At 63.1% G+C, this 26,574-nt stretch carries 28 protein-coding genes; 12 read left to right on the forward strand and 16 right to left on the reverse strand.

Going from position 1 to position 26,574, the window contains the following annotated elements:
- Positions 1 to 16: 16 nt before the first annotated feature.
- From ACZYOF_RS06090 to ACZYOF_RS06125, 8 genes are all read right to left on the reverse strand, one after another.
- On the reverse strand, positions 17 to 886 hold the full coding sequence (locus ACZYOF_RS06090) for a fumarylacetoacetate hydrolase family protein (protein WP_282529979.1): 870 nt from the start codon (positions 884 to 886) through the stop codon (positions 17 to 19).
- Complete coding sequence (locus ACZYOF_RS06095; protein WP_463715149.1) at positions 883 to 1,548, reverse strand: polysaccharide deacetylase family protein; 666 nt, start codon at positions 1,546 to 1,548, stop codon at positions 883 to 885. Before ACZYOF_RS06095 ends, ACZYOF_RS06090 begins: the two co-directional genes overlap by 4 nt.
- Positions 1,549 to 1,560: 12 nt before the next feature.
- Positions 1,561 to 2,361 carry an ABC transporter permease gene (locus tag ACZYOF_RS06100; protein WP_463715150.1) on the reverse strand — a complete coding sequence of 267 codons (801 nt, stop codon included), beginning with the start codon at positions 2,359 to 2,361 and terminating at the stop codon, positions 1,561 to 1,563.
- Between the two features lie 8 nt (positions 2,362 to 2,369).
- Complete coding sequence (locus ACZYOF_RS06105) at positions 2,370 to 3,176, reverse strand: ABC transporter ATP-binding protein (protein WP_463715151.1); 807 nt, start codon at positions 3,174 to 3,176, stop codon at positions 2,370 to 2,372.
- Positions 3,155 to 3,910, reverse strand: a complete 756-nt coding sequence (locus ACZYOF_RS06110) for an ABC transporter permease (RefSeq protein WP_463715152.1) — start codon at positions 3,908 to 3,910, stop codon at positions 3,155 to 3,157. The genes ACZYOF_RS06105 and ACZYOF_RS06110 overlap by 22 nt, the downstream gene beginning before the upstream one ends.
- Position 3,911: 1 nt before the next feature.
- The gene (locus ACZYOF_RS06115) at positions 3,912 to 4,883 is read right to left on the reverse strand and encodes an ABC transporter substrate-binding protein (RefSeq protein WP_463715153.1); all 972 of its coding nucleotides are present in this window, start codon (positions 4,881 to 4,883) and stop codon (positions 3,912 to 3,914) included.
- Between the two features lie 52 nt (positions 4,884 to 4,935).
- A complete protein-coding gene (locus ACZYOF_RS06120) occupies positions 4,936 to 5,664 on the reverse strand; it encodes a GntR family transcriptional regulator (protein WP_282529985.1) in 729 nt (242 codons plus the stop codon).
- A 223-nt stretch (positions 5,665 to 5,887) separates the two neighbouring features.
- Positions 5,888 to 7,408, reverse strand: a complete 1,521-nt coding sequence (locus ACZYOF_RS06125; protein WP_463715154.1) for a putative bifunctional diguanylate cyclase/phosphodiesterase — start codon at positions 7,406 to 7,408, stop codon at positions 5,888 to 5,890.
- Between the two features lie 743 nt (positions 7,409 to 8,151).
- Here ACZYOF_RS06125 and ACZYOF_RS06130 point away from each other — a divergent pair.
- Positions 8,152 to 9,765 (forward strand): GMC family oxidoreductase, encoded by a 1,614-nt coding sequence (locus ACZYOF_RS06130; protein WP_463715155.1) that lies wholly within the window; start codon positions 8,152 to 8,154, stop codon positions 9,763 to 9,765.
- A gap of 264 nt (positions 9,766 to 10,029) precedes the next feature.
- Here the strand turns inward: ACZYOF_RS06130 and hemE are convergent, their stop codons facing one another.
- A complete protein-coding gene (gene hemE / locus ACZYOF_RS06135) occupies positions 10,030 to 11,082 on the reverse strand; it encodes a uroporphyrinogen decarboxylase (protein ID WP_463715156.1) in 1,053 nt (350 codons plus the stop codon).
- 127 nt (positions 11,083 to 11,209) lie between these two features.
- On the opposite strand from hemE, the gene ACZYOF_RS06140 reads away from it, so the two are divergent.
- Positions 11,210 to 11,431 carry a hypothetical protein gene (locus ACZYOF_RS06140; protein WP_463715157.1) on the forward strand — a complete coding sequence of 74 codons (222 nt, stop codon included), beginning with the start codon at positions 11,210 to 11,212 and terminating at the stop codon, positions 11,429 to 11,431.
- A 152-nt stretch (positions 11,432 to 11,583) separates the two neighbouring features.
- Here ACZYOF_RS06140 and ACZYOF_RS06145 read toward each other — a convergent pair whose 3' ends face one another.
- Both ACZYOF_RS06145 and trhO read right to left on the reverse strand, forming a co-directional pair.
- Positions 11,584 to 11,814, reverse strand: coding sequence for a SlyX family protein (locus tag ACZYOF_RS06145; RefSeq protein WP_130576814.1), 231 nt, complete (start codon positions 11,812 to 11,814; stop codon positions 11,584 to 11,586).
- Entirely contained in the window at positions 11,807 to 12,556 is a 750-nt protein-coding gene (trhO, locus tag ACZYOF_RS06150) for an oxygen-dependent tRNA uridine(34) hydroxylase TrhO (protein WP_463715158.1), read from the reverse strand. Before trhO ends, ACZYOF_RS06145 begins: the two co-directional genes overlap by 8 nt.
- A 165-nt stretch (positions 12,557 to 12,721) precedes the next feature.
- On the opposite strand from trhO, the gene ggt reads away from it, so the two are divergent.
- From ggt to ACZYOF_RS06165, 3 genes are all read left to right on the forward strand, one after another.
- The gene (gene ggt / locus ACZYOF_RS06155; protein ID WP_463715159.1) at positions 12,722 to 14,308 is read left to right on the forward strand and encodes a gamma-glutamyltransferase; all 1,587 of its coding nucleotides are present in this window, start codon (positions 12,722 to 12,724) and stop codon (positions 14,306 to 14,308) included.
- Between the two features lie 107 nt (positions 14,309 to 14,415).
- Positions 14,416 to 14,793, forward strand: coding sequence for an FKBP-type peptidyl-prolyl cis-trans isomerase (locus ACZYOF_RS06160; protein ID WP_463715171.1), 378 nt, complete (start codon positions 14,416 to 14,418; stop codon positions 14,791 to 14,793).
- A gap of 136 nt (positions 14,794 to 14,929) precedes the next feature.
- Complete coding sequence (locus tag ACZYOF_RS06165) at positions 14,930 to 15,436, forward strand: cupin domain-containing protein (protein WP_028162586.1); 507 nt, start codon at positions 14,930 to 14,932, stop codon at positions 15,434 to 15,436.
- A 47-nt stretch (positions 15,437 to 15,483) separates the two neighbouring features.
- On the opposite strand, the gene ACZYOF_RS06170 is transcribed toward ACZYOF_RS06165, so the two are convergent.
- The 3 genes from ACZYOF_RS06170 to ACZYOF_RS06180 form a co-directional block, all read right to left on the reverse strand.
- Positions 15,484 to 15,936 carry a hypothetical protein gene (locus ACZYOF_RS06170; protein ID WP_282529991.1) on the reverse strand — a complete coding sequence of 151 codons (453 nt, stop codon included), beginning with the start codon at positions 15,934 to 15,936 and terminating at the stop codon, positions 15,484 to 15,486.
- A gap of 66 nt (positions 15,937 to 16,002) precedes the next feature.
- Entirely contained in the window at positions 16,003 to 17,808 is a 1,806-nt protein-coding gene (gene dld, locus ACZYOF_RS06175; protein WP_463715160.1) for a D-lactate dehydrogenase, read from the reverse strand.
- A gap of 219 nt (positions 17,809 to 18,027) precedes the next feature.
- Positions 18,028 to 19,554, reverse strand: a complete 1,527-nt coding sequence (locus ACZYOF_RS06180; protein ID WP_463715161.1) for an amidohydrolase family protein — start codon at positions 19,552 to 19,554, stop codon at positions 18,028 to 18,030.
- Positions 19,555 to 19,793: 239 nt separating this feature from the next.
- On the opposite strand from ACZYOF_RS06180, the gene ACZYOF_RS06185 reads away from it, so the two are divergent.
- The 5 genes from ACZYOF_RS06185 (at position 19,794) to ACZYOF_RS06205 (ending at position 24,572) form a co-directional block, all read left to right on the forward strand.
- Positions 19,794 to 20,819, forward strand: a complete 1,026-nt coding sequence (locus ACZYOF_RS06185; protein ID WP_463715162.1) for an alpha/beta hydrolase — start codon at positions 19,794 to 19,796, stop codon at positions 20,817 to 20,819.
- A 100-nt stretch (positions 20,820 to 20,919) separates the two neighbouring features.
- Positions 20,920 to 21,345 carry a VOC family protein gene (locus ACZYOF_RS06190; RefSeq protein WP_463715163.1) on the forward strand — a complete coding sequence of 142 codons (426 nt, stop codon included), beginning with the start codon at positions 20,920 to 20,922 and terminating at the stop codon, positions 21,343 to 21,345.
- A 26-nt stretch (positions 21,346 to 21,371) separates the two neighbouring features.
- Positions 21,372 to 21,860 (forward strand): VOC family protein, encoded by a 489-nt coding sequence (locus tag ACZYOF_RS06195; RefSeq protein WP_463715164.1) that lies wholly within the window; start codon positions 21,372 to 21,374, stop codon positions 21,858 to 21,860.
- A gap of 261 nt (positions 21,861 to 22,121) precedes the next feature.
- Positions 22,122 to 23,408, forward strand: coding sequence for a phospholipid carrier-dependent glycosyltransferase (locus tag ACZYOF_RS06200; protein WP_463715165.1), 1,287 nt, complete (start codon positions 22,122 to 22,124; stop codon positions 23,406 to 23,408).
- Positions 23,409 to 23,504: 96 nt separating this feature from the next.
- Positions 23,505 to 24,572, forward strand: a complete 1,068-nt coding sequence (locus ACZYOF_RS06205) for a response regulator (RefSeq protein ID WP_130576823.1) — start codon at positions 23,505 to 23,507, stop codon at positions 24,570 to 24,572.
- A gap of 102 nt (positions 24,573 to 24,674) precedes the next feature.
- Here ACZYOF_RS06205 and ACZYOF_RS06210 read toward each other — a convergent pair whose 3' ends face one another.
- On the reverse strand, positions 24,675 to 25,310 hold the full coding sequence (locus ACZYOF_RS06210) for an OmpA family protein (RefSeq protein WP_463715166.1): 636 nt from the start codon (positions 25,308 to 25,310) through the stop codon (positions 24,675 to 24,677).
- A 221-nt stretch (positions 25,311 to 25,531) separates the two neighbouring features.
- Between ACZYOF_RS06210 and ACZYOF_RS06215 the strand changes: the two genes are divergently transcribed.
- Positions 25,532 to 25,837, forward strand: coding sequence for a type II toxin-antitoxin system RelE/ParE family toxin (locus ACZYOF_RS06215; RefSeq protein WP_463715167.1), 306 nt, complete (start codon positions 25,532 to 25,534; stop codon positions 25,835 to 25,837).
- 38 nt (positions 25,838 to 25,875) lie between these two features.
- Positions 25,876 to 26,172 (forward strand): helix-turn-helix domain-containing protein, encoded by a 297-nt coding sequence (locus ACZYOF_RS06220; protein WP_463715168.1) that lies wholly within the window; start codon positions 25,876 to 25,878, stop codon positions 26,170 to 26,172.
- A gap of 7 nt (positions 26,173 to 26,179) precedes the next feature.
- On the opposite strand, the gene ACZYOF_RS06225 is transcribed toward ACZYOF_RS06220, so the two are convergent.
- Positions 26,180 to 26,461: a LexA family protein gene (locus ACZYOF_RS06225; protein ID WP_283039996.1), complete on the reverse strand. Its 282-nt coding sequence runs from the start codon at positions 26,459 to 26,461 to the stop codon at positions 26,180 to 26,182.
- Positions 26,462 to 26,574: the final 113 nt, after the last annotated feature.

Here is a 26,574-nt window from a genome sequence, read left to right on the forward strand (position 1 = left end):
TGTTCTTGGTTCGGCTTCAGGCCGCACGCGTCGCTGCGGCCGCGGCTTCGTCCTTGACGGGATTGCGCAGCACGCCGATGCCGGAAATCTCGACCTCGACCACGTCGCCCTCCTTCATCCAGAGCGGCGGGTTGCGATAGGCGCCGACACCGCCGGTGGTGCCGGTGACGATGACGTCGCCGGGCGCAAGCTCGGTGAAGGTTGAGCAGTAGGCGATCAGGGCAGGGACATCGAACACGAGGTCCGAGATCGGTGCGGCCTGCACCTCGACGCCGTTGAGGCGGGTGGCGATGCTCTGCTTGCTGATGTCTGATATCTCATCCGTCGTCACCATCCACGGGCCGAAGGCGCCGGTGCCGACGAAATTCTTGCCCGGCGCGAATTGCGAGGTGTGGCGCTGCCAGTCGCGGATGCTGCCGTCATTGTAGCAGGCGTAGCCGGCCACATGCGAAAGCGCAGCCTCGCGCGAAATCCGCCGGCCGGCCTTGCCGATGATGACCGCCATCTCGCCTTCATAGTCGAAACGCTCGGACTCCAGCGGCCGGATCATCGGCTGGCCGGCGCCGACCTGGCTGTTGGCGAAGCGGGTGAAGATCATCGGATGCGGCGGCGTCGGATGGCCGCTCTCGGCAAGGTGCGTGGCGTAGTTGACGCCGATGCAGAGGATCTTGTCGGGATCGGGCACGGTCGGCAGCAACTCGACCTCCTTGAGCGCATAGTCCGCGCGTTCGCCCTGCAGCTTCTTCAGCTCCTCGAGCGAGCCTTTCGCAAGCAGCGCCTTCAGCGTGGGAAAGTCCTTCAGCCGCTTGCCGGCGTCGATCACGCCGGCGTCGGTGACGATGCCGTAGCTTGCGACATTGGCCGCCTTGAAACTTGCGATCTTCATGATTTGACTCTTTCTTCGATGGAGGAAACGTAGGCGTCGATAGGCAGCACGATCTCGCCCGAACGGATCGGGACGCAGTCGGGCGGAAACTCCTGGCGGAAGCGGGCACCAAGGGCGGCGGCGCGATCGAGGAAATCCTCGAGATGCTCCATCGCGCCGGTCGGCAGGTCATGCACCACCATCAGCGTCCAGGGCTGCGACCGGCACTGATCGAGTGCGCGGTCGACCCAGCCGTCAGGATCCTCCCAGTCGCGCGGGATCGCATTCCAGAGCACACAGCTATGCTTGTTGCGGGTGAGGTAATCGACCACGGACGGCTTGAGCAGACGGTCGTCGAGATTGCCACCGCCGCCAAACGGCCGGAACCAGCGCTGCGAATGGGAGAGGTCGCAGATCGCCGCCTGCGTGCGGCCGATCTCGTTCTCTGCAGTGTCCGCATCCGCCTGCAGGCCGAGCGGAATGCTGTGGGTGAAGGTGTGGTTGCCGATCCAGTGGCCGTCGTCATGGGCGAGGGCGGCGAGCCTGCGCCGCGCGGGATCACTGAGCTTCTCGCCGATCACGAAGAACGTCGCCTTGATGTCGCGCTCGCGCAGGATGTCGAGCACGCGCGGCGTGACCTCCGGCTCGGGGCCGTTGTCGAAACTCAATGTCAGGTCGAACACGCTTGATATCCCTTACGTCGCTGGCTGCACGGCGCCGGACCCGATGTCGTCGGCAGCGCTCTGGCCGGCGCGGGTGCCGGTCTGCCAGATCGCGGCCTTGCGCTCGATCCACTTGATCAAGGCATTGAACGCCATCGCCATGAACAGCACCAGCAGCACGCCGGCGAACACATGCGGGCTGTCCAGGATGGTGCGGTAGCGCGAGATCAGGTAGCCGATGCCGGCCGACGAGATCAGCATCTCCGACACCACGACGCCGACGATGACGAGCGCGCCGCCGACGCGCAGGCCCGACAGCACGGTCGGGATCGCGGCGGGAATGATGACACGGACAAGCCGTTGGCTCATCGTTGCACCCATGCTGCGCGCGGCAAGTATGAGCTGTGGGTCGATGGTCTGGATTCCGGCCGCGGTCGCGAGCATCGTCGGCAGGAAGCCGTAGATCGAGGCGAAGGCGATCTTGGATTCCGTGCCGATGCCGAGCCACACGGTGAATACGGGATAGAGGATCACCAGCGGCACCGCATAGAGGCTCGAGACCATCGGCATGATCAGCACGCGCGGCCGCGGCACGCTGCCAACGATGGCGCCGAGCAGGATGCCGCCGCCGCAGGCGAACGCCATCGAGATCGCGACCTCGTAGAGCGTCACCGCCAGCGCGTGACCGTATTCCGGCGCCTCGTTCCATCCGGCTATGAGCGTCGATGACAGCGACGGCAGGAACAGTTCCGGAATGAGGCCGGTGCGCGGCAGGATTTCCCACAGCGCGATCAGGCCGATCACGATCAGATGCCGTAGCGTCTTCGCGCTCATCGCAAGCCTCACGCCGATTTGCGGATGTGCCGCCAGATGCGGTCGCGCAGCGTGCCGAAGGCATCGCCGCTCAGCATCTCATAGGTGCGCGGCCGTGGCAGAGGCACCTGCAGATGGTCGACGATGCGGCCGGGCCGCGCCGACATCACGATCACTTCGTCGGCGAGGTAGACGGCCTCGGTCAGGCTGTGGGTGACGAACACAACGGTCTTGCCGGTCGCCGACCAGATGCGGAGCAATTCGTCGCCCATGGTCATGCGGGTCTGCTCGTCGAGCGCGGCGAACGGCTCGTCCATCAACAGCACCGGCGGATCCTGCACCAGGCCGCGCGCGATCGAGACGCGCTGCTTCATGCCGCCGGACAATTCATGCGGATGACGCTTGCCGAAACCGTCGAGCCCGACCAGCTTCAGCGCCTCCTGCGCCTTGGCGCGACGCTCAGCTTTCGCCACGCCGCGCAGCGCCAGCGGAAACTCGACATTCTCCTCGGCGGTCAGCCACGGGAACAGGCTCGCTTCCTGGAACACCACGCCGACGCGGTCCGGGTCAGGCTTGGGGATCGGCGCGCCGTTGATGGTGATGGTGCCCGTGGTCTGCTGGCGCAGGCCGGCCATCATCATCAAGAGCGTCGACTTGCCGCAGCCGCTCGGGCCGACCAGCACGACGAAGCGGCCCGGCTTGATCTCGAGCGAAACGTTGTCGAGCGCGACCACGTCCTGCGTCGTGGTCTTGAAGACCTGGCCGACATTCTTGACCTCGATCGCGCCTGCGCGCGGCGGAGGCTTTAGCGGTGTTACGTTCGCCAATGGCTGCATCGCGTTTCCACCCATCTGATCAGTTCGTTGAAGGTCATCGCGATCGCCGCGACCATCACCACGCCTGCCAGCAATTGCTTCATCTGGAAGTTCTCGCCCCACGTCGCGATCTGGTGGCCGATGCCATCGCGCGAGGCGTACATCTCGGCGAGGATCACGCCGGTGAGATTGAAGATCATGGAGATCCGCAACGCCTCCAGCAGCACCGGCAGCATGCTCGGCAGATAGACGCGGAACGCGGTCTGCGCGGGCGTCGCGCCATAGGAGCGGGCGACCGTCAAATGCTCGACCTTCACCGACTCCACCGCCGTCGTGGTCGAAATGATCACTATGAAGATGGTCGAGAAAAAGCCGAAGCCGACCTTCTGCGAGAAGCCGACGCCGAACACCAGGATGAACATCGGCAGGAAGATCGATTTCGGGATGCTGAAGGCGAAGAACAAGAGCGGCTTTGCCACTTCCGCAAAGTAGCGGTTTTCCGCGATCAGGAACCCGATCAGTGCACCTGAGGGGACCGCGAGCGCGAACGCGGCCAGCACCTCGGTCGCCGTCACCATCAGATCCTTGCGCACTGCGGCGCGCTGCAGGAGATCGCCGAGCGTCACCAGCGTGTCGGACGCCGACGGCAGCAGCCGCGGATTGGCGATGCCGGTGCGCGACAGCAATTCCCACAGCGCAAAGACCGCGACCACGATCGCGATCCGCGCCAGCTTTATGGCAAGTGTGCCCTGCATCTCAGAACTTCGTCGGAACCGGCTTGAACTTGGTGGAGATGATCTCCTCCACCGGCACGATATCCTTGAGCCCGCCGAGCTTGGCGAGATCGAGCGAAAGCTGCACGGCGGCGGGCACGTTGGCGGCACCCATGTTGCCGTCGGTCTCCAGCTTCAGGATCGTGTTCTCATATTCCAGGGCGGCGATCTCGGCGGGCATCTCGTAAAGCTCGGCGATCAGCTTCACCGTCGTGTCGCGGTTGGCGCGCATGAATTGCAGCGCGCCGTAGAGCGCGTTGACGGCCTTCTGCACCACCTCGGGCTTGGCGTGGGCATATTTGTCGAGCACGATCCAGCCGGCGCTCAGATTCGGCGGCACCGCCGTGGCATAGTCGAGGATGGTGCGTGCCTCGCCCGATTTCGCAATCTGGAAGCTGAGCGGCGAATAGACCACGGCGGCATCGACATTGCCCGCGAGCAGGTTCGGCACCAGGCCGCCACCGCCGACCGGCACGCGGGTGAATTCGAGCTTCTTGTCCTGCGCGGTCCACAGCGCGAGCAGGTCGGAGCCGGAGCCGGCCGAGGTGATCGCGACTTTCTTGCCGTTCAGATCCTTCACCTCGAGCGTCGACTTGACCGGCACCATCAGTTGCCAGCCGAAGCTGCCCATCGCGGCGTTGGCGACGAGCTTCGACATCACGCCCTTCTTGCGCCCGGCCGACACCAGCGAGGGCGGATCGAGAATGATGTCGGCAGCACCTGCCGCCATCGCCTCGAAGGTCTCCGCACCGCCGCGGTAGATGGTCAGTTCGGCGTTGATGCCTTCCTTTTCGAACAGCTTCTGCCGCACGGCGGTCTCGGCGATCGTCGTCGGCCAATAGGTCTTGGTCGGCAGTCCGACGCGAACCGTCTCGGCCGCGGAGGCGGCGACAGGCGCAGCGAGCACGGTGACGGCGACGAGCGACGCCAGGGCATGGCGGCGGGACATGGGCATAGTTCTGTTTCCTCCGGGATGGCTGTTTGTTTCCGGGAACTGCTCCCGGCCTTCAGTTCGTGCCGTTCACCTCCGAGATCCGGGGCGCGGCGAGCTCGACGAATTCCATGGTGACCGTGAAGTGCTTGGACAGCGCGATGACGGCGGCATCCGCGTCGCGCCTGCGTACGGCTTCGACAATCGCGGCGTGCTCGGCTTCGACATCGCGCGGCTTGCCGACCTCGCGCCGGATCGACAGCCGGCGATAGCGCTCACTCTGCTCGTGCAATTCGTCACGAAAGCCGAGCAGCCACCGCGAGCCGCAGGCATTGACGAGCGCGCGATGAAAAACGCGGTGGCGCACCACCCATTCCTCATAGTGCACGCCCGGCTGATCGGGATAGCGGTAGGGCACCGCCTTCAGCGCCTCCCAGGCGGCCTCGACCGCCGCGAGCCAAGCTGCGTCGCCGCGTTCGATCGAACGCCGCAGCGCCAGTCCTTCGATATCGATCCGCGTCTGCGTGACGTCGGCGAGATCGGCGAGCGAGACCGGGCTGACGCGAAAGCCGCGCTGGTCGGAGGCCTGCACCAACCCATCCGCCACCAGCCGCGACAGCGCCTCGCGCACCGCGGCGAGGCTGACGGAAAACTGTTTGGCGAGACCCGCGATGTGGAGCTTCTGGCCGGGCAAGAGCCGGGTCGAAAGGATGTCCGCGCGCAGCCGCTCCTGCACCGCAGACGTCAGACTGCGCGGCCGCTCTTCGCCAAATCCCTCACGAAAACTCAACTCGATGCCGTTCATGGCGGCGGAGATTGACGGGCTCGACCATTGCCGTCAATCGAAAATCGATTTTTTCTACCCCTAGTTCCGTGATGCGATGACGTGCCTCGCGGTGTTCGAGGTGACTGGTCCTGGTATCGCGGATGCCACTTCGCAGTCGCAAAAGATCTGACCACTTAAAGACAGAGCAGGGCGACGCGTCATCACAGTGGCCGGAGCAAGTCGGAACGGGTGCGTAGTCCAGTTAGGCCGCGTGGATCGAGCGCTGCATCTTGTCCAGCAGAGCAGGGATCTGTTCGGCCGGAACCGGCCGGCCAATGAAATAGCCCTGGGCCTCGTCGCAGTTCGTCTGGCGCAGATATTCAAGCTGGTCAGCCGTTTCCACGCCTTCCGCCACCACGCCGATGCGCAGATCCCGTGCAAGCCCGATCACGGATTTGACGATCGCGGCGCAGTCGGGCTGCACCAGCATGTCGCAGATGAAGGATTGGTCGATCTTGATGCGGCTGAAGGGCAGTTTGCGCAAGTATGTCAGCGACGAGAAGCCGGTGCCGAAATCGTCGAGCGCAACCGTCACTCCCAAATCCAACAGCGAGTTCAGGATCGACAAGGCCGATCCATACTTTGCGATCAGCATCGATTCCGTGATCTCGATCTCGAGCCGATCGGGGCGCACGCCGGCTTGCGCAAGCGCCTGCACGATCGTCTGCAGGATGCCGGCATTGTTGAACTGCACCGCGGAGAAATTCACGGCCACGCGGATGTCGTCGGGCCATTCGGCAAGCGTCAGGCAGGCGCGGCGGACCACCCACTCGCCGATCTGGTGGATCAGCCCGGTCTCTTCCGCGATCGGGATGAAGTCGCTGGGCGAAACCAGTCCACGCTCGGGATGCCGCCAGCGCAGCAGTGCTTCGAACCCGGTGATGCGGTTCTCGCCGATCTCGATGAACGGCTGATAGACCAGGAACAACTCGTCCCGCTCGATCGCCCCTTCCAGATCCCGCCGCAACGCCAGGCGATCGCGCGCCGACTTGTCGTCGCCGGGTTCGAAGAAGCAGATCGTGCCGGGTCCTGCCTTCTTGGCGCGATACAGCGCGATGTCGACATGTTTCATGAGGTCGTGGGGCGTATTGCCGTCGCGCGGCGCCAGCACGATGCCGACGCTGGTTGCCCCGAACGCTTCGCGTCCATCGATCACGAACGGATCGTCGAAGGCGGCAACGAAACATTCGGCGATCTCGAAGGCGTCTTTCGGCCTGGTCAGATTGGCCATGATCAGCGCGAACTCGTCGCCACCGATGCGTGCAACATGTTCGGTGGCGCGGGTGCAGCGTTGCAGTCGCGCAGCCGCCTGGACCAGAAACTCGTCCCCGGCGGGATGGCCGAACTTGTCGTTCACCTCCTTGAAGCGATCGAGATCGAGCAGCAGCACGGCAAACTCCTCGCCGGTGCGTGCCAGCCGGTCAAGCGCGGCTTCCAGGGTTTCGTTGAAGGCAATTCGGTTGGGCAGCCCCGTCAGCAGATCCCGCCGCACGGTCCGCTCCGCCTCGAGCTGGGTGATGATGCGCCGTGTGAATTCGAAGGAGTTGACGAACACGGCGCGGAGCAGCACGAAGCCATAGATCGCGAGCAGGATTGCAACCAGCAGGTAGACGAAGTCGCCAATCCTGTACAGGCAGATCGTGGAGCCGATAAAGATCGGCGTGGTAAAGGCGATGGTGGCGATCGGGATGGTAGCGAAGGCGAGCGCGCCGCCCGCAAGCATTCCGGCGCAAAGACAGGTAATCACCAGTTGGCCGCCGTTGGAGGCGTTGGCAAAGAACGCCACCGGAACGATCGCCCACGCGGACCCCAGCACGAACGCGTTTAGCACCAGTCGATGCATGGTGCGGCGAGAGACGAATTGCGGCTTTGCGATTCGTCGCGACGCGCGTGACTGCCATCCGAGCCATGCTGCGCCACCGGCCACGGCCGCGGTCCAGATGCTGGCACGAAGCCAGTCCGCCGAGTGCCAGAGCGCGATCGCAAATATGATCGCGTTGCAGACGTTGGCCAGCATGAAGCCGACCGCATGGCCGAGGACAAGCGACATCTGCTCAGAGCGGATATAGCCGGCGCCCGTCTCGTCCGTTGCCGGTCCGCCGAACGCGGCGAGATCGCCGGCGAACAATTTTGAGAAATATGAGCTCAGATACGTCCGCATCCCTCGCCCTGCAGGCTTGGCCCCAAGGCGGGCGCCGATTGCGGAACCTCGCTGCAAAGCTTTGACAAACTATGAATTATGGAGGGTGAGGACATCGCAACAAGACGTTGTGATAACCGCGTGCGCGTGCATCGCTAACAAATCGATACAAATGCGCTTGACGGCGATCGGGCGCGGCGCTGCCGGCGGAGCGGCCAATCGAGCGTGGCAGTCAGGGCCCTCAGGCGAAGGCGCATGGCGATAAGTCTTTTCAAATTGTAGCTTTGTCTGTACCACCACAGAAAATAAAAACCTGGGGGAAACAAATGAACAATAACAGCGACAGCTTGGAATTTGATTACGTCGTCGTGGGCGCCGGTTCCGCCGGTTGCGTGCTCGCCAATCGCTTGAGCGCCGACGGCAAGAACTCGGTGCTGCTGCTCGAAGCGGGACCCAAGGACACCAACATCTGGATCCATGTCCCGCTCGGCTATGGAAAGCTGTTCAAGGAAAAAACCGTCAACTGGATGTACCAGACCGAGCCCGAGCCGGAACTGCACGGGCGTCAGGTGTTTCAGCCCCGCGGAAAAGTGCTGGGCGGTTCGAGCTCGATCAACGGTCTGCTCTATGTGCGCGGCCAGCACGAGGATTACGACCGCTGGCGCCAGCGCGGCAATGCCGGCTGGGGCTATGACGAGGTGCTGCCCTATTTCAAGCGGGCGGAAGATCAGCAGCGCGGCGCGAACAAGTATCACGGCGCGGGCGGTCCGCTGCCGGTGTCGGACCGGCGGCATCACGATCCGCTGTCGGAAGCCTTTGTGAAGGCGGCGGACGAGGTCGGCATTCCCACCAATCCCGATTTCAATGGCGCGACCCAGGAAGGCGCCGGCTTCTTCCAGACCACGACGCGGCGCGGCCGCCGCGCCAGCAGCGCGTTCTCCTATCTGCGTCCGGCGGTGAAGCGCGGCAATCTGCATGTCGAGACCTCGGCGCTGGCGCAGCGCATCGTCTTCGAAGGACGCCGTGCGCGCGCGGTCGAATTCAAGCAGGAGGGGCGTGTCCGCACGGCGCGTGCGCGGCGCGAGATCCTGGTCTGCAGCGGCGCCTACAACTCACCGCAACTGCTGCAACTCTCCGGCGTCGGGCCGGCGGAGCTGTTGAGGAAGCACGGCATCGAGGTCGTGCTTGACCAGGCGGGCGTCGGCAATGATCTGCAGGATCATCTGCAGGTGCGGCTGATCACGCGCTGCCTGCAGCGTGTCACGCTCAACGACGTCGTCAATCATCCGCTGCGCCGCCTTTGGGCCGGTGCGCATTATGCGGCCTTGCGGCGCGGACCGCTGACGATCGCCGCCGGCACTTCGGGCGCATTCTTCAAGACCGATCCGCGGCTGGCGACGCCGGACATCCAGATCCACTTCATCCCGTTCTCGACCGACAAGATGGGCGAGAACCTGCACACGTTTTCGGGCTTCACCGCCTCCGTCTGCCAGCTCCGTCCCGAAAGCCGCGGCTCGCTTCGCATCAAAAGCGCGGACCCATCAATGCCGCCGGAAATCCGCATCAATTATCTTTCGACCGAGACCGACCGCCGCGCCTTCATCGACGGCCTCCGCATCCTGCGCAAGATCCTCGCTGCACCGGCGCTGAAGACCTATTGTGCGGAAGAGATCGAGCCGGGCCCGAAGACGGTTAGCGACGAGGATCTGCTCGATTTCTGCCGCCGCACCGGCTCAACCGTCTATCACCCGACCTCGACCTGCCGCATGGGCAACGATGCGCTGGCCGTCGTCGACCAGCGACTCAAGGTGCGCGGCATCGAAGGTTTGCGCGTGGTCGATGCCTCGATCATGCCCGACCTGATGTCGGGTAACACCAACGCGCCGACGATCATGATCGCGGAGAAGGCGTCCGACATGATTTTGGAGGATGCGCGTTAGTTTTGCGTAGCCCGGATGGAGCGAAGCGCAGTCCGGGACTCTTCATTGCGGCGCCGAACCCCGGATTACGCTTCGCTCCATCCGGGCTACGGGCTGACGCATCCAGAAATTCTGCTGTCATCATCCGCGAAGGCGGATGATCCAGTACACGCAGGCCTCTCGGTTCTAATGAGCGCTGGCGGTTACTGGATGCCCCGTCGGAGCCTGTCATCGGGCTCGCCGAAGGCGAGACCCGGTGGCGGCGCATGACGGTGGGAGGGGAGTTCAGCCTCTAAACGCCCGCACCCGCTGCACCATCTGCTCGACATGGGCGATCGGTGTCTCCGGCTGGATGCCGTGGCCGAGATTGAAGATCAGCGGGCCGTTGCCGTAATTCGCCAGCACATCGTCGATTGCGCGATCGAGCGCGTCGCCGCCGGTGATCAGCGCGAGCGGATCGAGATTGCCCTGCACCGCGGCGCGGCTCTGCACGCGTTCGCGGATCATCGCCGGCTCCGCGGTCCAGTCGATGCTGACGGCGTTGACGCCGGTTGCTTCCACATAGGCGGGAAGCATGCCGGCGGCGCCACGGGGAAAGCCGATGATCTTGGCGTCAGGCACCTGCCTACGCACGCCCTCGACGATGCGCCGCGCCGGCTCGACCGACCAGCGTTCGAATTCGCGCGGCGGCAACACGCCGGCCCAGGTGTCGAACAGTTGCAGGCAGTCGGCGCCGGCTTTCAACTGACCGACGAGATAGTGGATCGAATTCTCCACCAGCACGTCAACAATGGCGGCAAACGCTTGCGGGTGCCGATAGGCCATCATCCGCGCCGGTGCCTGATCGGGCGTGCCCTGGCCTGCGACCATATAGGTCGCGACCGTCCATGGCGCGCCGCAGAAGCCGATCAGCGCGATCTTGTCGTCGAGCTCACGCCGCACGCGACGCAGCGCTTCATAGACCGGCTCGAGCTTTGTGAAGTCCGCATGCGCGGCAAGCGTCTGCACTTTCTCTGGCGTATCGAGCGGATCGAGCCGCGGGCCTTCGCCGGCCTCGAACCGCACCGAGCGTCCCAGCGCATAGGGAATGACGAGGATGTCGGAGAAGATGATGGCTGCATCGAAGTTGAAGCGGCGGATCGGCTGCAGCGTGACTTCGGCGGCATAGTCCGGCGTGAAGCAGAGGTCGAGGAAACTGCCGGCCTTGGCCCGCAACTCGCGATATTCGGGCAGATAGCGGCCGGCCTGCCGCATCATCCAGATCGGTGGGATCGGCTGGCGCTTGCCGGCAAGCACTTCAAGAAGCGGCTTGGAAGAAGCTTGGGAATCTTGGGACAAGAAAGGTTCCTGCTGAAACGGCTGACATTTTGACGCTTCTGATACACGGCGCGTCGCTTCCGGCCAAGGCAGATCTGGAACTCCCGGAGAGCACGGTGCGTTGATTGGGCGCAAATGGAGGGAGCATATGGCTGAGAAATTCAATCCGGCGCCGCATGACAAGCATGCCGATGACCCGCGCGAGGCGCTTGCTGCCGATCGCGAGACGCACGAGAAGCTCGAGGCCGGCCTGGAACACACCTTCCCGGCGTCTGACCCCGTGAGCGCGGCCCAGCCCTCGCCGACCAAGCACGATGGCGAGAGCGAAGACCCGTCGCTCTGGGAAAAAGTGAAGGCGGTGTCCCGCTAGCTGTCGTCCTCGCGAACGAGCCTCCGTCGTCCTCGCGAAAGCGAGGACCCATAACCACAGGATCTAGTATTGGACTCGGAACGGCGTCCTGAGTTTTCTTCGAGCACCGGTGGTTATGGGTCCCGGGTCAAGCCCGGGACGACGGCCACATTTCAATAATGCGGCGGCCGCTCGTTGATCGGGGCGGCCGTATTGCTTTCGGCTTCCTGCAACTGCTCGCGCAATTCTGCCACCTGGCGCGTCAGCGCATCGATCTGCTTCCATTGCGCGGTGATGGTCTCGTTCAGCGTCTCGATCGTGTCGTCCTGATAGGCGATCCGCGTTTCCAGCGCATCGATGCGCTCGGCGAGTGTCTTCATATCAGTCGTCTTCGCGTCAGTCATGGGCGGTCTCTTTTCCGCGCTCGCGCAAGCCGTGGCCGAGCGCGACCCGTTCGTCGAATACGAAACATTCACCGCGCCAGCGGCTGTCTTGCTCCGGCATCTCTTCCAGATATTTCAGGATGCCGCCCTTGAGGTGGTACACTTCACCGAACCCGTGCGCGAGCAAAAAGCTGCTCGCCTTTTCGCAGCGGATGCCGCCGGTGCAGAACATCGCGATCTTCCTGTGCCTGGCCGGATCGAGCTCGCGCGCGGCAAAGTCCTTGAACTGTCCGAAACTCTTGATGCCGGGGTCGACCGCGCCCTCGAACGTGCCCAGCGCGACCTCGAAGGCGTTGCGGGTGTCGATTACAAGCGTGTCGGGATCCGCGATCAGCGCATTCCATTCGGCCGGGTCGACATAGATCCCGACCTGCCGCGTCGGATCGACGGAGGCATCGCCGAGCGTGACGATCTCCTTCTTCAGCCGCACCTTCATTCGCTGGAACGGCATCTCGGCGGCCGCTGAGAATTTCAGCTCCAGCCTGTCAAGCCGGCCGCCGAACAGCGCGCCGTGCCCCAGTTCCGCAATAAAGGCGTCGATCGCCTCAGCGCGTCCCGCGATCGTGCCATTGACGCCCTCGCTCGCCAGCAGGATGCTGCCCCTCAACCCGAGACCCGCAGAGATTGCGTGCAAGGGATCGCGCAGCTCCCGGTAATCGGGCAGGCTGGCGAATTGGTAGAAGGCGGCGACTTTCAGCGGCATGGCGCGGATTTATCAGGCGGTTGGGCCAGCGAAAACCCTTAGTCGGATTTCCCGGCGCAACGCAGCTCTGGCATGCCAGCCATTGCCGAGAACGGCACGAATATGTCATGTAGCTCCCGCCCCGCCGGGAACTCCAATGCAGAACAACCAAGCGAGCTACCTTTAATGAGAAACTTCCATTTCGCCGGCCGCTCCACCGTCCATTCCCTCAACGGAATGGTGGCGACCTCGCATCCGGAGGCCGGGCTGGCGGCGATCGACGTGATGCGCGAGGGCGGCACGGCAGTGGATGCGGCGATCGCCGCATCGGCGCTGCTTGCGGTGATCGAGCCGCAATCGACCGGCATCGGCGGGGACTGCTTTGCGCTGGTGCAGCCGAGAGGCGAGGGCAAGATTACGGCCTATAACGGTTCCGGCCGCGCGCCGATGGCGGCGACCGCAGAATGGTATCTCGAGCGCAAGATCCATTCGGTGCCGCTCACTTCGGCGCATGCGGTGAGCATTCCCGGCGCTGTCGACGCCTGGCAGACGATCCTCAATGATCACGGCAAGTTCGGCCTCGACAAGCTGCTGCAGCCGGCGATCAAGGCCGCGGAAGAGGGGTATGTCGTCGCGCCCCGCATCGCCTTCGACTGGAAGAACCAGTTCGAGAAGCTGAAGAACGGCACCAACACCGAGCGCTATCTGCTGCCGCACGGCAAGCCCGCAGTCGCCGGCGACGTGATCCGCCAGCCCGAGCTCGGCAAGACGCTGCGCGCGATCGCGAAGGACGGTCCGAAGGCTTTCTACACCGGTGAGATCGCCGAGGACATGGTCGCGACGCTGCGCAGCATCGGCGGCCTGCACACGCTGGACGATTTCGCTGACCATTCGACCGAGGTCACCGCGCCGATCGGCACCATCTACAAGGGCTACGACGTCTGGCAGTGCCCGCCGAACGGCCCGGGCATCACGATGCTGGTGATGCTCAACATCCTCTCGCGTTTCGATCTCACAAAATTCCCCGCGCTCAGCGTCGAGCGTTTCCATCTCGAGGCGGAGGCCGCGCGCATCGCCTACATGATGCGCGAGCAGTACATCGGCGATCCCCGGCACGTCCATGTCGACGTCGCCGGCATCCTGGCCAAGGAATTCGCCGACGAATACATCAAGAACATCCGGATGGACCGGCTGCTCGAGCTGCCCAATGTCGCGCCGCCGATGAATCCGTCGACGGTCTACATCACCGTGGTCGACAAGGACCGCAACGTCTGCTCCTTCATCAACTCGATCGCGCATTCCTTCGGCTCGGCGATCGTCTCCAACAAGACCGGCATCCTCTTGCAGAACCGCGCCGGCGGCTTCCGCATCCAGCCCGGCCATCCCAATTGCATAGCGCCGGGCAAGCGTCCCTTGCATACGATCATCCCGAGCCTTGCGACCAAGAACGGCCGCGCGATCATGCCGTTCGGCGTGATGGGCGGGCAGTACCAGCCGGTCGGCCAGACCCGTGTGCTGACCAACATCCTCGACTATGGCTGCGACGTGCAGGAAGCGATCGACATGCCGCGCGGCCTGCATTACGAGGGCGTCTATCAGCTCGAGGACAGCGTGCCGGCCGCGATCGTCGAAGGCCTGAAGAAGATCGGGCACAAGACCACCAGCGTGGTTGCTCCGCTCGGCGGCGGACAGGCGATCTGGATCGACTGGGACAAGGGCACGTTGACGGGCGGTTCCGATCCGCGCAAGGACGGCTGCGCGCTCGGCTATTGATGCTGGGCGCCAATCCGAAAGGTGGTAACATGAACTTCACTCGACGCACCGTCGTCAAGACCATCGCTGCCGCCGCGGCCGCGATCTCCGTTCCGGCCCTGTCGAAGATGGCATCGGCCCAACCAGCAGGAAAAACCGTGACGACACCTTCAGGATTGCAAATCATCGACACCGTGGTCGGCACCGGTCCTTCACCGAAGCCCGGCCAGATCTGTGTCATGCATTACACCGGCTGGCTCTACGAGAACGGCCAGAAGGGCAAGAAATTCGACTCGTCGGTGGATCGCAACGAGCCGTTCGAATTTTCGATCGGCCAGCGCAAGGTGATCACCGGCTGGGACGAGGGCGTCGGTACGATGAAGGTCGGCGGGAAGCGCACCCTCATCATCCCGCCCAATCTGGGCTATGGCGCGCGCGGCGCCGGCGGCGTGATCCCGCCGAATGCGACGCTGATGTTCGACGTCGAATTGCTGGCCGTGAAGTAGAGGCCCAGCTCTCTCCGTCATGGCCGGGACAAAGCCGGTCATGACGGGCAGAAGCGAGTAGAGCATCTGTTTCGTCTGGCCTATGACCGCGAGTTTCTGTAGCGTTACCGCGACAGTCTTTTTGAAGGCAGCAGAGATGAGCGGTACCCACGATCACTCCCATTCCCACGACCATGACGAACGCTGGAAGCACGACGGCGTCCGCGTTATTCCCGGCAACCAGCTCGATCCGAACGTGCCGTCGACGGCCGGCATGGACCGCAAGGCCGCGATCAACTTTGCCCGCGTCGGCGCGCAGAAGCTGTGGGCCGGCACCGTGACCATCAAGCCTGACGCCAAGACCGGCGCGCATCATCACGGCCATCTCGAAAGCATCATCTATGTCGTGAAGGGCAAGGCGCGGATGCGCTGGGGCGAGCATCTGCAATTCACGGCCGAAGCCGGCCCCGGCGATTTCATCTTCGTGCCGCCCTATGTGCCGCATCAGGAGATCAACGCCAGCCCGGACGAAGTGCTCGAATGCGTGCTGGTCCGCAGCGACGGCGAGGCGGTCGCGATCAATCTCGACATCGAGCCGGTGGAGAAGCCGGAGACGGTGCTGTGGGTCGATCCCGTCCACCGCCATCCCGATGAGAAGAAATGACGGCGAAGCCGCGATGTCATTATTGGGACCTCGCGGCGATGATGGCGTTAGAATTGCCGCGAGCGATACTGCTCGTACTCCAGCCGGCAGGCCTTGCTGAAGCCATGCAGGAGGTCGATGGCATGGTCTTCGGCCATGCCTCGCAGTTCGACGAAGGTCTTGTCGGGCTCGGTGTAGGTATCGAGGATTCTCTGCGCAACCCGTTCGGCCTCGTCGACGATCCCGGCGGATGACAAGACCCGCATCCGCGAGATCTTGGCATAAATCCCGACCAGATCTGAAATGTCGGGTTTCTCGTGCTGGAGCGCGTCGATGTAGCATTTCGATGCGATCTCGATGAATTCGCGATAGATGTCCTGCCGGCGCAGATTTTCGCCGGCAGACCATTGCGAATGCGCCATGGTGCGCTGGGTGAACCACGCCGCCGTTGCCGAGGTCAGGCCTCCGATGGCGGCACCGGCCAGTGCTGCAAAACCCGAGATCAAGGACGCGTCGGTCATGTGACGATCATGGCTGGACGATGTGCTTCGAAAGATGCTTCCGTCGTTGTCGACGTCGCGGTCGGTTCAGGACGTCCAGGAAGCGCTGATCTTGGGGGCCTGGGCCGACCCTGCTTCAAGCCCGGTCTTCCAGTGCAGGCACTTGGTGGTTCGCCCGATCCCGGGGTTGAAGGCATTGCAGGGGTCCAGCGCCTTGTAGTGTTCGACCAGCGCAGGCTTCGCATGATAGAGATGGCCGACATTATGCTCGGCTGGATATTCGGCACCGCGCTGATCGAGCAGTTTCCACATCTGCTCCTCGATCGCCAGACAGTCATGTCCTTTCGCCACGATGTAGTCCTGGTGGAAGACGTGGCAGAAGAAGTGGCCGTAATAGAGCTTGTGCATAAGCTTTGCATCGATGTCGGGCGGCAGGCTTTCGCACCACTGCTCATCATTGCGGCGCAGCGCGACATCAAGGGCGACAATGTCTTCGACCTCGCGGGCGTGGACGGCGCGATAGCGCACCGCAGCGCCCGCAGCGGCGAAGCGGTGGAGCATCGCCTTGGCGCCTTCGTCCTTGGTGCAGGTGAAGAAGTCGCCGTTCTCTGAGGGAAACATCGACGTCAGATATTGCTCGGCTTCCTCGATGCCGTCATCGCCCATCTGCAGGATCAGGTGATGTTCGAAGCGGTCGCGATAGTCCATCATTCGCTTCGGCAGGTGACGCGGAAACAGCGAACTCGCAAATTGCATGATCCTGTCGCTGAGGTGTCCCGGCAGGAAAGCCAGGCGCTCGCAAATGCCGTCAAAGCGTCCCTTGATTGCGAACAGCATCGGCAGCCAGGCAGTGCCGAGATAGTGGATCGCCAGAAACGTGTCCTTGCCGTATTTTTCCGCAATGTCGAAGGCCGTGCGGTGCAGATATTCGCCGGAGATCGGCAACGACTTGAAGCTGGCCAGGACGTGCCGGCGGATCGTCTCGAGTTCGGAAGGATCGTTGGAGCCGATATAGAAGGCACCGGTTCGCGCGGTCTTGGCGAAGGTATCGAGCCGCACCGCCATCAGCATGACCTTGCCGGCGCTGCCTGACGCCTCGAACAGCCGGTGCGGATCGGCGTTGAAGCGGGCGGCGGTCGGCGCATCGATGTCGCGGACATGAGTCGCATAGTCATGGTCGGATGCGAGCCGGTTCGAATCGTTCGCGACGTCGGCCTCGGTGAAGGCTCCGCTTTCGAGCCTTTCCAGCATCGCTTCGGGATCATTGCCGAGGTTGATGCCGAGATGGTTGACAAGGTGAACGTCGCCAGCTTCGTCCATCCGGGCGAACAGGGCGAGTTGTGTGAAGGCGGGGCCGCGGTGGATCAGCGCGCCGCCTGAATTGTTGCAGATGCCGCCGAACACGGAGGCGCCGATGCAGGACGAGCCGATTACGGAATGAGGCTCCCGCCCCAGCGGCCGGAGCCGGTCCTCGAGCTGATAGAGCGTCGTGCCCGGCAGGCACACCACCTGCTTGCCGTCGTTGATGAGGTGGATGCCGGCGATCCGCATGGTGCTGATCAATACGATGCCACGGTCATAGTCGTTGCCGTCGGGCGTGGAGCCGCCGGTAAGACCGGTATTGGCGGCCTGCATGATCACGATCTTGTTCGCGGCGACGCAGGCCTTCAACACCCGCCACTGCTCGACGAGGGTGCCGGGACGGACCACTGCGACGACCTGACCATGCCCGAAACGGAAGCCGGTGCAAAATCTGCGGGTGCTCTCCATGCCGGTCAGCACATGGGACCTTCCGACGATGCTGGAAAGACGCTTAAGAAGGGCGGCGTCATCCGTGACGCTCTCTTCGCCGTCGTTGGTCGAGTTGGGCGGCAATCGAACAGCAGACGCCATGGCTGAAGGCTCCAGTTATTGTAACGCAGCCGCTGCCTCTATTCGTAAAGCCGCCTTTTCCTGAATGTCAAAAACCAGGGGTGGGATTTCTGCGCCCATGACGCAAGCGTGATGCAAGACTACCGTGCAAACAGAAAAGGCGAGGCGGAGATGCCTACCGAATAGGCGCCGGATCGGCAGCGCAGCACAACGTTACGCGGCGCTGCCGATCCGCAAAGCTCACGCAAACACGCCGTGGTCGATCGTCCCATTCGGCACCACGTAGCCGTAGCGCATGTTCGACGGCTCCGGCCCGGCCTTCTCGTACTCGGCTCTCATCATCGCGAAGCGGTCGCCCTTCAATTCCAGCATCGCGCGCTTGGGCTGGATGTCATAGAGCCGGGCATTGTTGTCGCCGAAGATCGCGCGCTTCACCGGTCCGTCTGCAGGACCGAGCGGCGCATAGCCGAATTTCTTCTGCATCGCCTCGGGGATCTCGAGCCTTCTGAGGCCCTCGATCTGCCATTGCGGCGCGCCGGTCCAGAGCGAGTCCGAGCCCCAGCAGACGTGGTCGACGCCGAGACCCTTGATCAGCGTGCCCATCAGCGCGGCGCAGACATTCGGCTCGGCCACCAGCGTGGTGGCAAACAACTGCCCGACGTCGCCATAGACATTGTTGACGCCATACTGCGCCGGGATGTCCGCAAGGTCAGAGGTCCAGGCGATGCGGCCGGTGCGCTCGAACTCGGCGAGCGCCACCTTGGGGTCACCGCCGACATGGCGATAGGCGGAGTGATAGATGATGAAGTTGAGCTGCGGCCAGTCCTTCGCGGCTTGCCCGACATCGGCGACGTCTGCGAAGCCGCGCAGGTTCGGATATTGCTTCTCGATGCCCGGCGGGAACAGTCCCTTGTGCACGCAGACATTCTTGATGCCCGCCTTCACCATTTTCTCGTAACCCTTGTAGGCGACCTTCTCGTCGTCCATCCGCCACGGATAACGGCTGATCTCCTTGTGCGTGTTGTCGCCGATCGTGTAGCCCTTGCAGGATTCAGGTTTCAGCGCCAGCGCCGCATCGAGCTTGTCGAGCCAGCCGGGCTGGCCGGGCGTGAAGATCGCGTGACAGAACACCCGCCGCGAGCCGGCCTCGTCGTTGATCTTCTTGCGCGCGTCCGCCATCTGCTCGTTGGTCAGGAACCAGTCCTGCTCGATGTCGGAGGGCGCCGACGAGATCAGCGCGATCTTGGTGTCAGAGTCGAGAAACATCTCCTTCTTGTAGTTGTTGAACTTCAGATCCTCGATGGTCTGCTCGTGCTCGCTGAGCTGCTTGTTCCAACCCGCCTTGCCGACCGCCTTGCGCATCTCGACAAAGCCCATGATGCGGGTGTCGTCGCGCAGGAAATGCGTGTGCATGTCCATGATGAACTGGTCTTTCAGCGCGTCCGCGCGCTCCTGCGCCATCGCAGGCGTTGCGGCTTCGGCCTTGCTCACCGCGAACAGCGGTCCATAGACCTCGTTCATCGCCACGAAGGAGGCCGCCATGCCGGCTGCGGTCTGGAAGAATCTCCGGCGGTCCATGCCTTGCTTGGCGCCGATCTCGTCGGCCATCGCGAGCAGCCGCGCCTCGACCTCGCGCTGCCGTTCGTTCTGCGGGTCGGGATAGAACTCGTCGCTGGAAACGATCTGGGTCGGGATCGGTGTCGGATATTGGCAAAGTTCCGACGGCATCAAAGCTGCAAGTTCTTCTTCGGTGAGATTGCTGCTCATGACGTGCTCCCTGGATTGCGCCGGATTTTCTCCGGTCTCGCGGCAGCGGAGACTAGGCTCAGTTTTGCAAAGCGTCCGCGACTTCTTCCCGCGGCAATGTTCACAAACGCGTGCGCCGGGTTTTGCAACGCGCGCGGACGGCGCGATCATTTGCCGCTCTCTCGCAACGCCGCGCCAACGCTGCTAAAGTCATGCCCATCGATCGGACAGAGAATCCGAAACCACCGGGGAGACAAGCGATGGCGCGTTTCGAACACACGGTCCCACGGCGCACGGTCATCAAGGGCATCGGTGCCGGTCTTGCCGCCGGCACAATCGGCGCGTCGCCGCTGCGGGCCGAGACGCCGGTTCCGCCGCAAGGCGAAGAGATCTGGAGCAGCGAATACTGGGCGAAGAAGGGCGATGTTCCGCTCTGGATGTACCGCAAGCGGATCGGCGCCCCGAAGGCCGGGGAGCCGTCGCGGCCAGTGGTGTTCTTCGTTCACGGCTCGTCGGTGACTTCGCGCGTGTTCGACGTCAGCGTGCCCGCCAAGGGCGAGTATTCCGTGATGAATGAATTCGCCCGCTATGGGTTCGACTGCTGGACCATGGACCGCGAGAATTACGGCAAGTCGGGCCGCACGTCGGGCAATTCCGATATCGCCAGCGGCGTCGAGGACCTGAAAGCCGCGGTCGAGGTCATCGCCGGTGCGACCGGCCGGCAGAAGTATCATTTCGTCGGCGAGTCCTCAGGCGCGCTGCGCGCCGGCGCCTACGCCATGGCCGCGCCCGAGCGGATCGATCGCCTAGTGTTCACGGCATTCACTTACAAGGGCGAGGGATCGCCGACGCTGGCAAAGCGCGCCGAGCAGCTTGACTATTACCGTTCGCACAACATGCGCAAGCGCGACCGCGACATGATCCGCTCGATCGCGACCCGCGACAAGCCCGGCACCTCCGACCCCGCCGTGATGGAAGCGCTGGCGGATGCGGAATTGCAGTTCGGCGACCAGATCCCGACCGGCACCTATCTCGACATGACCGCCAATCTGCCGGTGGCGCATCCCGAAAAGGTGCTGGCGCCGGTGCTCCTGATTCGCGGCGAACATGACGGCATTGCGACGGTCGCCGATCTCGAGGAGTTCTTCAACCGGCTGCCGAACGGCGACCGCCAGTTCGTCATCCTCCCCGGCACAGCCCATTCGGTGGTGCTCGCGATAAACCGGCAATTGTTCTGGCACGTGACGCGGTCGTTCCTGACCATGCCGACGCCGATCGCGACGTAAGGGCGCTTGGGTTCCCACCGCAAAAATTTCTTCACCCCCCTTGTCGGACTCGCGCCCGCCCATCCGTCCTTGGGCCGGACCCCATGCAAAGGAGCCCTTGATGTCCAAAATGATCTTCCTGAACCTGCCGGTCACTGACCTCGCCCGCGCGACCGCCTTCTATCAGGCGATCGGCGCGGCCAAGAATCCGCAATTCTCCGACGATACCGCTTCCTGCATGGTGTTCTCCGACACCATTCACGTCATGCTACTCACGCATGACAAGTTCCGGCAATTCACGCCCAAGAAGATCGCCGACGCAAAAACATCGAGCGAGGTCCTGATCTGCCTCTCGGCCGACAGCCGCGACGCCGTCGACGACATCGTCGGCAAGGCCACCGGCGCCGGCGGCAGTGCCGACCCCGGGCCGAAGCAGGATTTCGGCTTCATGTACGGCCGCAGCTTCGAGGATCTGGACGGTCACATCTGGGAAGTGATGTGGATGGATGTCGAGGCGGCCACCAAGGCCGCAACCGCCGGCGCTTGATCGTCGATCACGTAAAGGAGTTTCTCGTGTCCAAGATTACCCCTTGCCTGTGGTTCGACGGCGAAGCCGAGGAAGCGGCCAAGCTCTACGTTTCGCTGTTGCCGGATACCCGGATCGAGACGGTCCAGAAGAACCTCATCGATGGTCCCGCCGGCAAAGCCGGCACAGTGCTGTTGGTGGAGTTCACATTGGCCGGTCAGCGCTTCATGGCGCTGAACGGCGGGATGCGAATGGAATATACGCACGCCGTCTCTTTCGTGATCGACTGCGCCGACCAAGCCGAAGTCGACCGGCTCTGGGACGCGCTGCTCGCCAATGGCGGCAAGGCCGAGCAATGCGGCTGGCTGAAGGACCGCTTCGGCGTCTCCTGGCAGATCGTGCCGAACGTCCTGCCCAAATATATCAGCGGCCCCGACAGGGCCGGCGCACAGCGGGCGATGCAGGCCTTGCTCGGCATGGTCAAGCTGGATATCGAAGGCCTGCGCCGCGCGTATGAGGGCAAGTCCGCGGCGTGACACCAGCGCAAATGCGTAGGGTGGGCAAAGGCGCTCTTCGCGCCGTGCCCACCCTCAGCACTCTATTCGTGATGGTGGGCACGCTTCCGCCTTCGCTCTTCGAGCTACGGCGGACAAGTCGCTTTGCCCAGCCTACGCGTCTCAGTCCTACGACGTCGATTTCTGGTGACGGTCGACGCGAAATAGTTCAATGCGGTGGACAGAAAAATCGGCGGCGCTCACAATTGGCTTTCTTGCTGCACCGCGATCGCCGAAGATATCGTGCCTGAATCACCTTCCGTTTCATTCGCGCGCACTGTTCTCACCGCGGCAAGCATCTTTATCGTCGCGCATCTCCTGCTCCTGATCGGTGTGACCGCGCCGGAAAAATTCTACTTCGACGAGGTGCATTACGTGCCGGCGGCGCGGCAGATGCTGGAGCCGGTGATGCGAGAGCCGATGCTCAACCCGATGCATCCGCCGCTCGCCAAGCAGCTCATCGCGCTGTCGATCAGGATTTTCGGCGACAATCCATTCGGCTGGCGCTATCCCGCCGCACTGTTCGGAGCGCTGGCGCTGGTCGCGGTCTATCTCGGCGGACTGGCGCTGTTCACCCGGCAGTCATCGGCGATCGCGGCAATGCTAATCGCGGCATTCAACCAGATGCTGTTCGTGCAGTCGCGAATCGCGATGCTCGATATTTTCGCGCTCGCCTTCAGCCTGTTCGCGATCGCGGCGTTCGCCTACGGCTTCAGGCGGGCGCGGCCGCAGCTTTACTTTGCGCTTGCCGGGATCGCATCCGGCCTCTCTGCCGCCTGCAAATGGAGCGGCCTGTTCGTGCTCGCAACCTGCATCGCAATCGTCGCCGTGATTCGGCTGACGCAGGGCTGGCGCACGCAGTTCGCCGATCCCAAGCCGGAGGACTGGTACCGGCCCGACCTCTGGCCCGATTTTCGTCCCGGTCACTTTGCCGCATGCTTCGTGCTGTTGCCCGCGATCGTCTATCTCGCCAGCTTTGTTCCGCTCTGCGGATTTTCGTTTCCCGATATCCTGGAGGCGCAGCGCCGCATCTTTGCCGACAACACCACCACCGCGATCGCCGGCCACACCTATATGAGCCCATGGCCGTCCTGGCCGTTCCTGGTGCGCCCGGTCTGGTATCTCTTCGACAAGCTCGGTGACGACCGTATCGCCGCAGTGGTGCTGCTCGGCAATCCCCTGATCCTGTGGCCGGCGCTGGCCGCGCTCGCCGTGGCCTTGCGCGACTGGATCGTGGTGCGGCGGGCGGATGCGTTCCTGGTGCTGGCGTTCTATTTTGGTCCCTATCTCGCCTGGGCATTGCTGCCGCGCACGCTCGGCTTCATCTATTACTACCTGCCGGCCGCGACCACCGCGAGCTTTGCCCTGGTCTACGCGCTGACCCGCGGCCGGACTCCGCGCTGGCTGCTATGGGCCTTCGTCGCCATCGGCGCGCTGGGCTTTGCGGTCATGCTGCCGATCTCGGCGGCCTTCATCGGTACCTCGACGGCGACGTTCAACCACCTGATGCTGTTCCGGGGCTGGATCTGAGCTGTCGCGGCGGGCTTGACGTGCCGCACCCCCTCATGGATTTTGGCATGCAAAGGTAGGTCCATCGATCTGCTTCAAGGCAGTGGAACGACCGTCATGCTGGAGCGTCTCTTCGATTCGTCAACGCTTTCCCCGCACGGAATTTGCCTGCTGTGGGAACCTGGACTGATCTGGCTCCACGTCATCTCTGATGCGGTGATCGCGGCCGCCTACTTCTCCATCCCCGTGGCGCTCGCCATCTTCGTGTCGAAGCGGCGCGACGTCGCGTTCGGCTGGGTCTTCTGGGCTTTTGCGCTTTTCATCCTGTTCTGCGGCTTCACCCACGTGCTGTCGATCGTCACGCTCTGGGTGCCGATCTACGGCATCGAGGGCATCGTCAAATTGTTGACGGCCGCCGCGTCCATTGTCACCGCCGCCATGCTGTGGCCGCTGCTGCCGAAGCTCTTGGCGCTGCCCTCGCCGTCGCAGCTCCGCGAGGCCGAGGACTTGCTGCGACAGTCGCAGCAGGTGACCGGCGGCGTGGTGCACGATTTCAACAATCTCCTGACTGTTATCAGCGGCAACCTCGAAATCGCCGCGCGCAGCGTGCAATCGGACGGTGGCGTCAAGCGCGACCGACTGGCGCGCGTGATCGGCAATGCCTCGACCAGCGCGCAGAGGGCGGCGCTATTGACACAGCAGCTCCTCACCCATGCGCGGGGCGAGCCGCCCGATCTCAAGCCCGCCTACCAGGCGCCTCTAACAACCGCCAACCCGGTCAAGGCGGACAGCGCGCCGGTGGTCGGGAGTGCCGGCAACGAGACGATCCTGGTGGTCGAGGACGAAGACAGCGTGAGGTCCTTCCTTGTGGAGACTCTGCAGGACCTCAACTACAAAGTCCGTGAAGCCGCCAATGGCTCAGCCGCGCTGGCACTGTTCAAGAGCGGGCGGTTCCATGTCGACCTGCTGCTCACCGACATCATCATGCCCGGCCTGAACGGCCGCGAACTGGCCGACGAACTGCACCGTATCCAGCCTAACCTGAAGGTGCTGTTCATGACCGGCTATGCGGGTAACGCCGTCGGCGACCAGGATCGGCCCGACGACGACGTATCGCTGTTGCAGAAGCCGCTGACGCAGACCGTGCTCGCGGCAAGGATCAGGGAAATGCTCGACAAGCCGTAGCCCCGTAGCCCGGATGAAGCGAAGCGTAATCCGGGTCCATCTCGCCGTGTCTCGAACATTTCCCGGATTGCGCTGCGCTTCATCCGGGCTACGGCGACTACATCACTGCGACGCCGTCTTGGCTTCCATGTTGACGACCTGAACCCGGCGGTTGGTCGGATCGAGCGGTGCGTTCGGATCTTTCGGCTTGCTCTTGCCGTAGCCGACGGTGACCAGGTTGGAGCCGTTGATGCCGTAGCGCTCGGCCAGGTATTTCTTGATCGTGTCGGCCCGCCGCTCGCTGAGCTCCTGGTTGTAGGCTTCGCTGCCGACTGCGTCGGTGTGGCCGGCGACCACGAAGGTCGAACCCTTCAGGCTCGGATTCGACAGCGCCTTGCCGAGTTCCTGCACGACCTGTGCCGAGCTCTTGCTGATCTCGGCCGAATTGAAGTCGAAATGGATTTCGAGGTTGATCTGCGGCTTGGTCGCGGCGAGCTCGGCAATCTCCTCGCGCTCGCCGAGCGAGAGCGAGCGGGTCGGACGGTTGCGCAGGCTGTCGACGAACTTGGTCTCCTTGGCGGTCGCCGCGGTGTCGACCTGCTCTGGGCCGGTCGACAGGCCGCGGGTCAGCGGCTTGGATTTGAGGGCGTTTACGATCTGGTCGGCCCGAACGACACTGTCGCCGGCGAACGCCAGGCCCGCCGTCATCGACAGCGCGGCGCCGATCGTCAGGATGGAAACTCCATGAAAGCGGGTCATCGTCTTAAATCCTCTTTAAGTATGCGCTGGCCGGATTGGCTCGCCTGACGCTTTGATGCTGCGACGATAGGTCAGGTTCAAAGCCCGGAATGTGACCCAGATCACCTTGACGATCTATAGGGATACCCCTATATTCAGTTGTCGTGAACAAGACGCCAAGTCAAAAGTCCTGCATCTTTCTCGGTTCCAGTCTGAAGGATCTGAAGCGATTTCCGGCATAGGTGCAAAACCGGGTCGGCTATGCGCTACATCAGGTCCAGAACGGAGATGAGCCGTTGGCTGCAAAGGCGCTGAAGGGCTTCGGCGGCCGAACCGTTTTGGAGCTTGTTGACGATTTTGACACCGATACCTATCGGACCGTTTACACGGTCCGGTTCGCGGATACCGTTTATGTGCTTCATGCCTTCCAGAAGAAGGCAAGAAAAGGGATCGCGACGCCGCAGCGAGATATCGAGCTGATCAAAGCGCGTTTGCGTGATGCTGAATCGCACTACCGGACGCATTTCGGCAAAGGGCAAGAACGATGAGCAAGCGGAAGCTGGAAGCCTATCAGAGCAGCGGCAACGTGTTCGCAGACCTCGGTTTGCCGAACGCGGAAGAACGGCTGCTAAAGGCCAATATCGTGAACGAACTGCATCGGCTGATCAAAGATCGCGGGCTTACTCAAGTGAAAGCAGCCAAGCTCATCGGTATCCATCAGCCGGATCTGTCCCGCCTCCTGCGCGGCGATTTCGAGGACTACTCGGCGGGACGTCTCATGAAAATGCTGACGGTGTTCGAGCAGGATGTCGAAATCACCATGAAACCAAGCCGCAAGTCCGGCGCGCCAGGACGCATCATCTTCAAATCGGCCGCTGCCTAGTGGTTCATCACAGTGATTTTGACGTTTTGATACCGAGCCATTCGAGGATCGGCAAGTTTTCGGGTGGCAGGAGAATCTCGATGCTTCGGGGAACGCCGGGCTGACGGCGAATGAAGCCGTTTCGTTCGAGGGTGACGATCATTTGGTGGACTGACGGCGGGCTGACGCGGAAATGGCGCTGAATGTCGGCTTCGGCTGGCGGCTGTCCGAACATGTACGAATAGGTATGGATGAAAGCGAGGTAGTGCCCCTGCTTCTCGGTTAAGCGCGCGCCAGATTTTTGACTCATGGATCGATTCGTCCCGGCCTCCGACAAGGAGGCAAAGCATGAATGTACGTTATCGGGTCGAATTGAGCCAAGCCGAGCGCGACGAACTGACGGCGATGCTCGGCGGCGGCAAG

Source organism: Bradyrhizobium sp. LeoA1Lang (genome assembly GCF_055413685.1).

Coding starts and splice junctions, on each gene's coding strand:
- ACZYOF_RS06190 (WP_463715163.1), top strand. CDS start 20,920: ATGTCCAAAATGATCTTCCTGAACCTGCCGGTCACTGACCTCGCCCGC.
- ACZYOF_RS06090 (WP_282529979.1), bottom strand. CDS start 886: ATGAAGATCGCAAGTTTCAAGGCGGCCAATGTCGCAAGCTACGGCATC.
- ACZYOF_RS06105 (WP_463715151.1), bottom strand. CDS start 3,176: ATGCAGCCATTGGCGAACGTAACACCGCTAAAGCCTCCGCCGCGCGCA.
- ACZYOF_RS06130 (WP_463715155.1), top strand. CDS start 8,152: ATGAACAATAACAGCGACAGCTTGGAATTTGATTACGTCGTCGTGGGC.
- ACZYOF_RS06205 (WP_130576823.1), top strand. CDS start 23,505: ATGCTGGAGCGTCTCTTCGATTCGTCAACGCTTTCCCCGCACGGAATT.
- ACZYOF_RS06160 (WP_463715171.1), top strand. CDS start 14,416: ATGGCATCGGCCCAACCAGCAGGAAAAACCGTGACGACACCTTCAGGA.
- ACZYOF_RS06115 (WP_463715153.1), bottom strand. CDS start 4,883: ATGCCCATGTCCCGCCGCCATGCCCTGGCGTCGCTCGTCGCCGTCACC.
- ACZYOF_RS06120 (WP_282529985.1), bottom strand. CDS start 5,664: ATGAACGGCATCGAGTTGAGTTTTCGTGAGGGATTTGGCGAAGAGCGG.
- trhO (WP_463715158.1), bottom strand. CDS start 12,556: ATGCCGCTGAAAGTCGCCGCCTTCTACCAATTCGCCAGCCTGCCCGAT.
- ACZYOF_RS06210 (WP_463715166.1), bottom strand. CDS start 25,310: ATGACCCGCTTTCATGGAGTTTCCATCCTGACGATCGGCGCCGCGCTG.
- ACZYOF_RS06225 (WP_283039996.1), bottom strand. CDS start 26,461: ATGAGTCAAAAATCTGGCGCGCGCTTAACCGAGAAGCAGGGGCACTAC.
- ACZYOF_RS06145 (WP_130576814.1), bottom strand. CDS start 11,814: ATGACTGACGCGAAGACGACTGATATGAAGACACTCGCCGAGCGCATC.
- ACZYOF_RS06165 (WP_028162586.1), top strand. CDS start 14,930: ATGAGCGGTACCCACGATCACTCCCATTCCCACGACCATGACGAACGC.
- ACZYOF_RS06180 (WP_463715161.1), bottom strand. CDS start 19,554: ATGAGCAGCAATCTCACCGAAGAAGAACTTGCAGCTTTGATGCCGTCG.
- ACZYOF_RS06110 (WP_463715152.1), bottom strand. CDS start 3,910: ATGCAGGGCACACTTGCCATAAAGCTGGCGCGGATCGCGATCGTGGTC.
- ACZYOF_RS06125 (WP_463715154.1), bottom strand. CDS start 7,408: ATGCTTGCGGGCGGCGCGCTCGCCTTCGCTACCATCCCGATCGCCACC.
- ACZYOF_RS06185 (WP_463715162.1), top strand. CDS start 19,794: ATGGCGCGTTTCGAACACACGGTCCCACGGCGCACGGTCATCAAGGGC.
- dld (WP_463715160.1), bottom strand. CDS start 17,808: ATGGCGTCTGCTGTTCGATTGCCGCCCAACTCGACCAACGACGGCGAA.
- ACZYOF_RS06170 (WP_282529991.1), bottom strand. CDS start 15,936: ATGACCGACGCGTCCTTGATCTCGGGTTTTGCAGCACTGGCCGGTGCC.
- ACZYOF_RS06100 (WP_463715150.1), bottom strand. CDS start 2,361: ATGAGCGCGAAGACGCTACGGCATCTGATCGTGATCGGCCTGATCGCG.
- ACZYOF_RS06140 (WP_463715157.1), top strand. CDS start 11,210: ATGGCTGAGAAATTCAATCCGGCGCCGCATGACAAGCATGCCGATGAC.
- ggt (WP_463715159.1), top strand. CDS start 12,722: ATGAGAAACTTCCATTTCGCCGGCCGCTCCACCGTCCATTCCCTCAAC.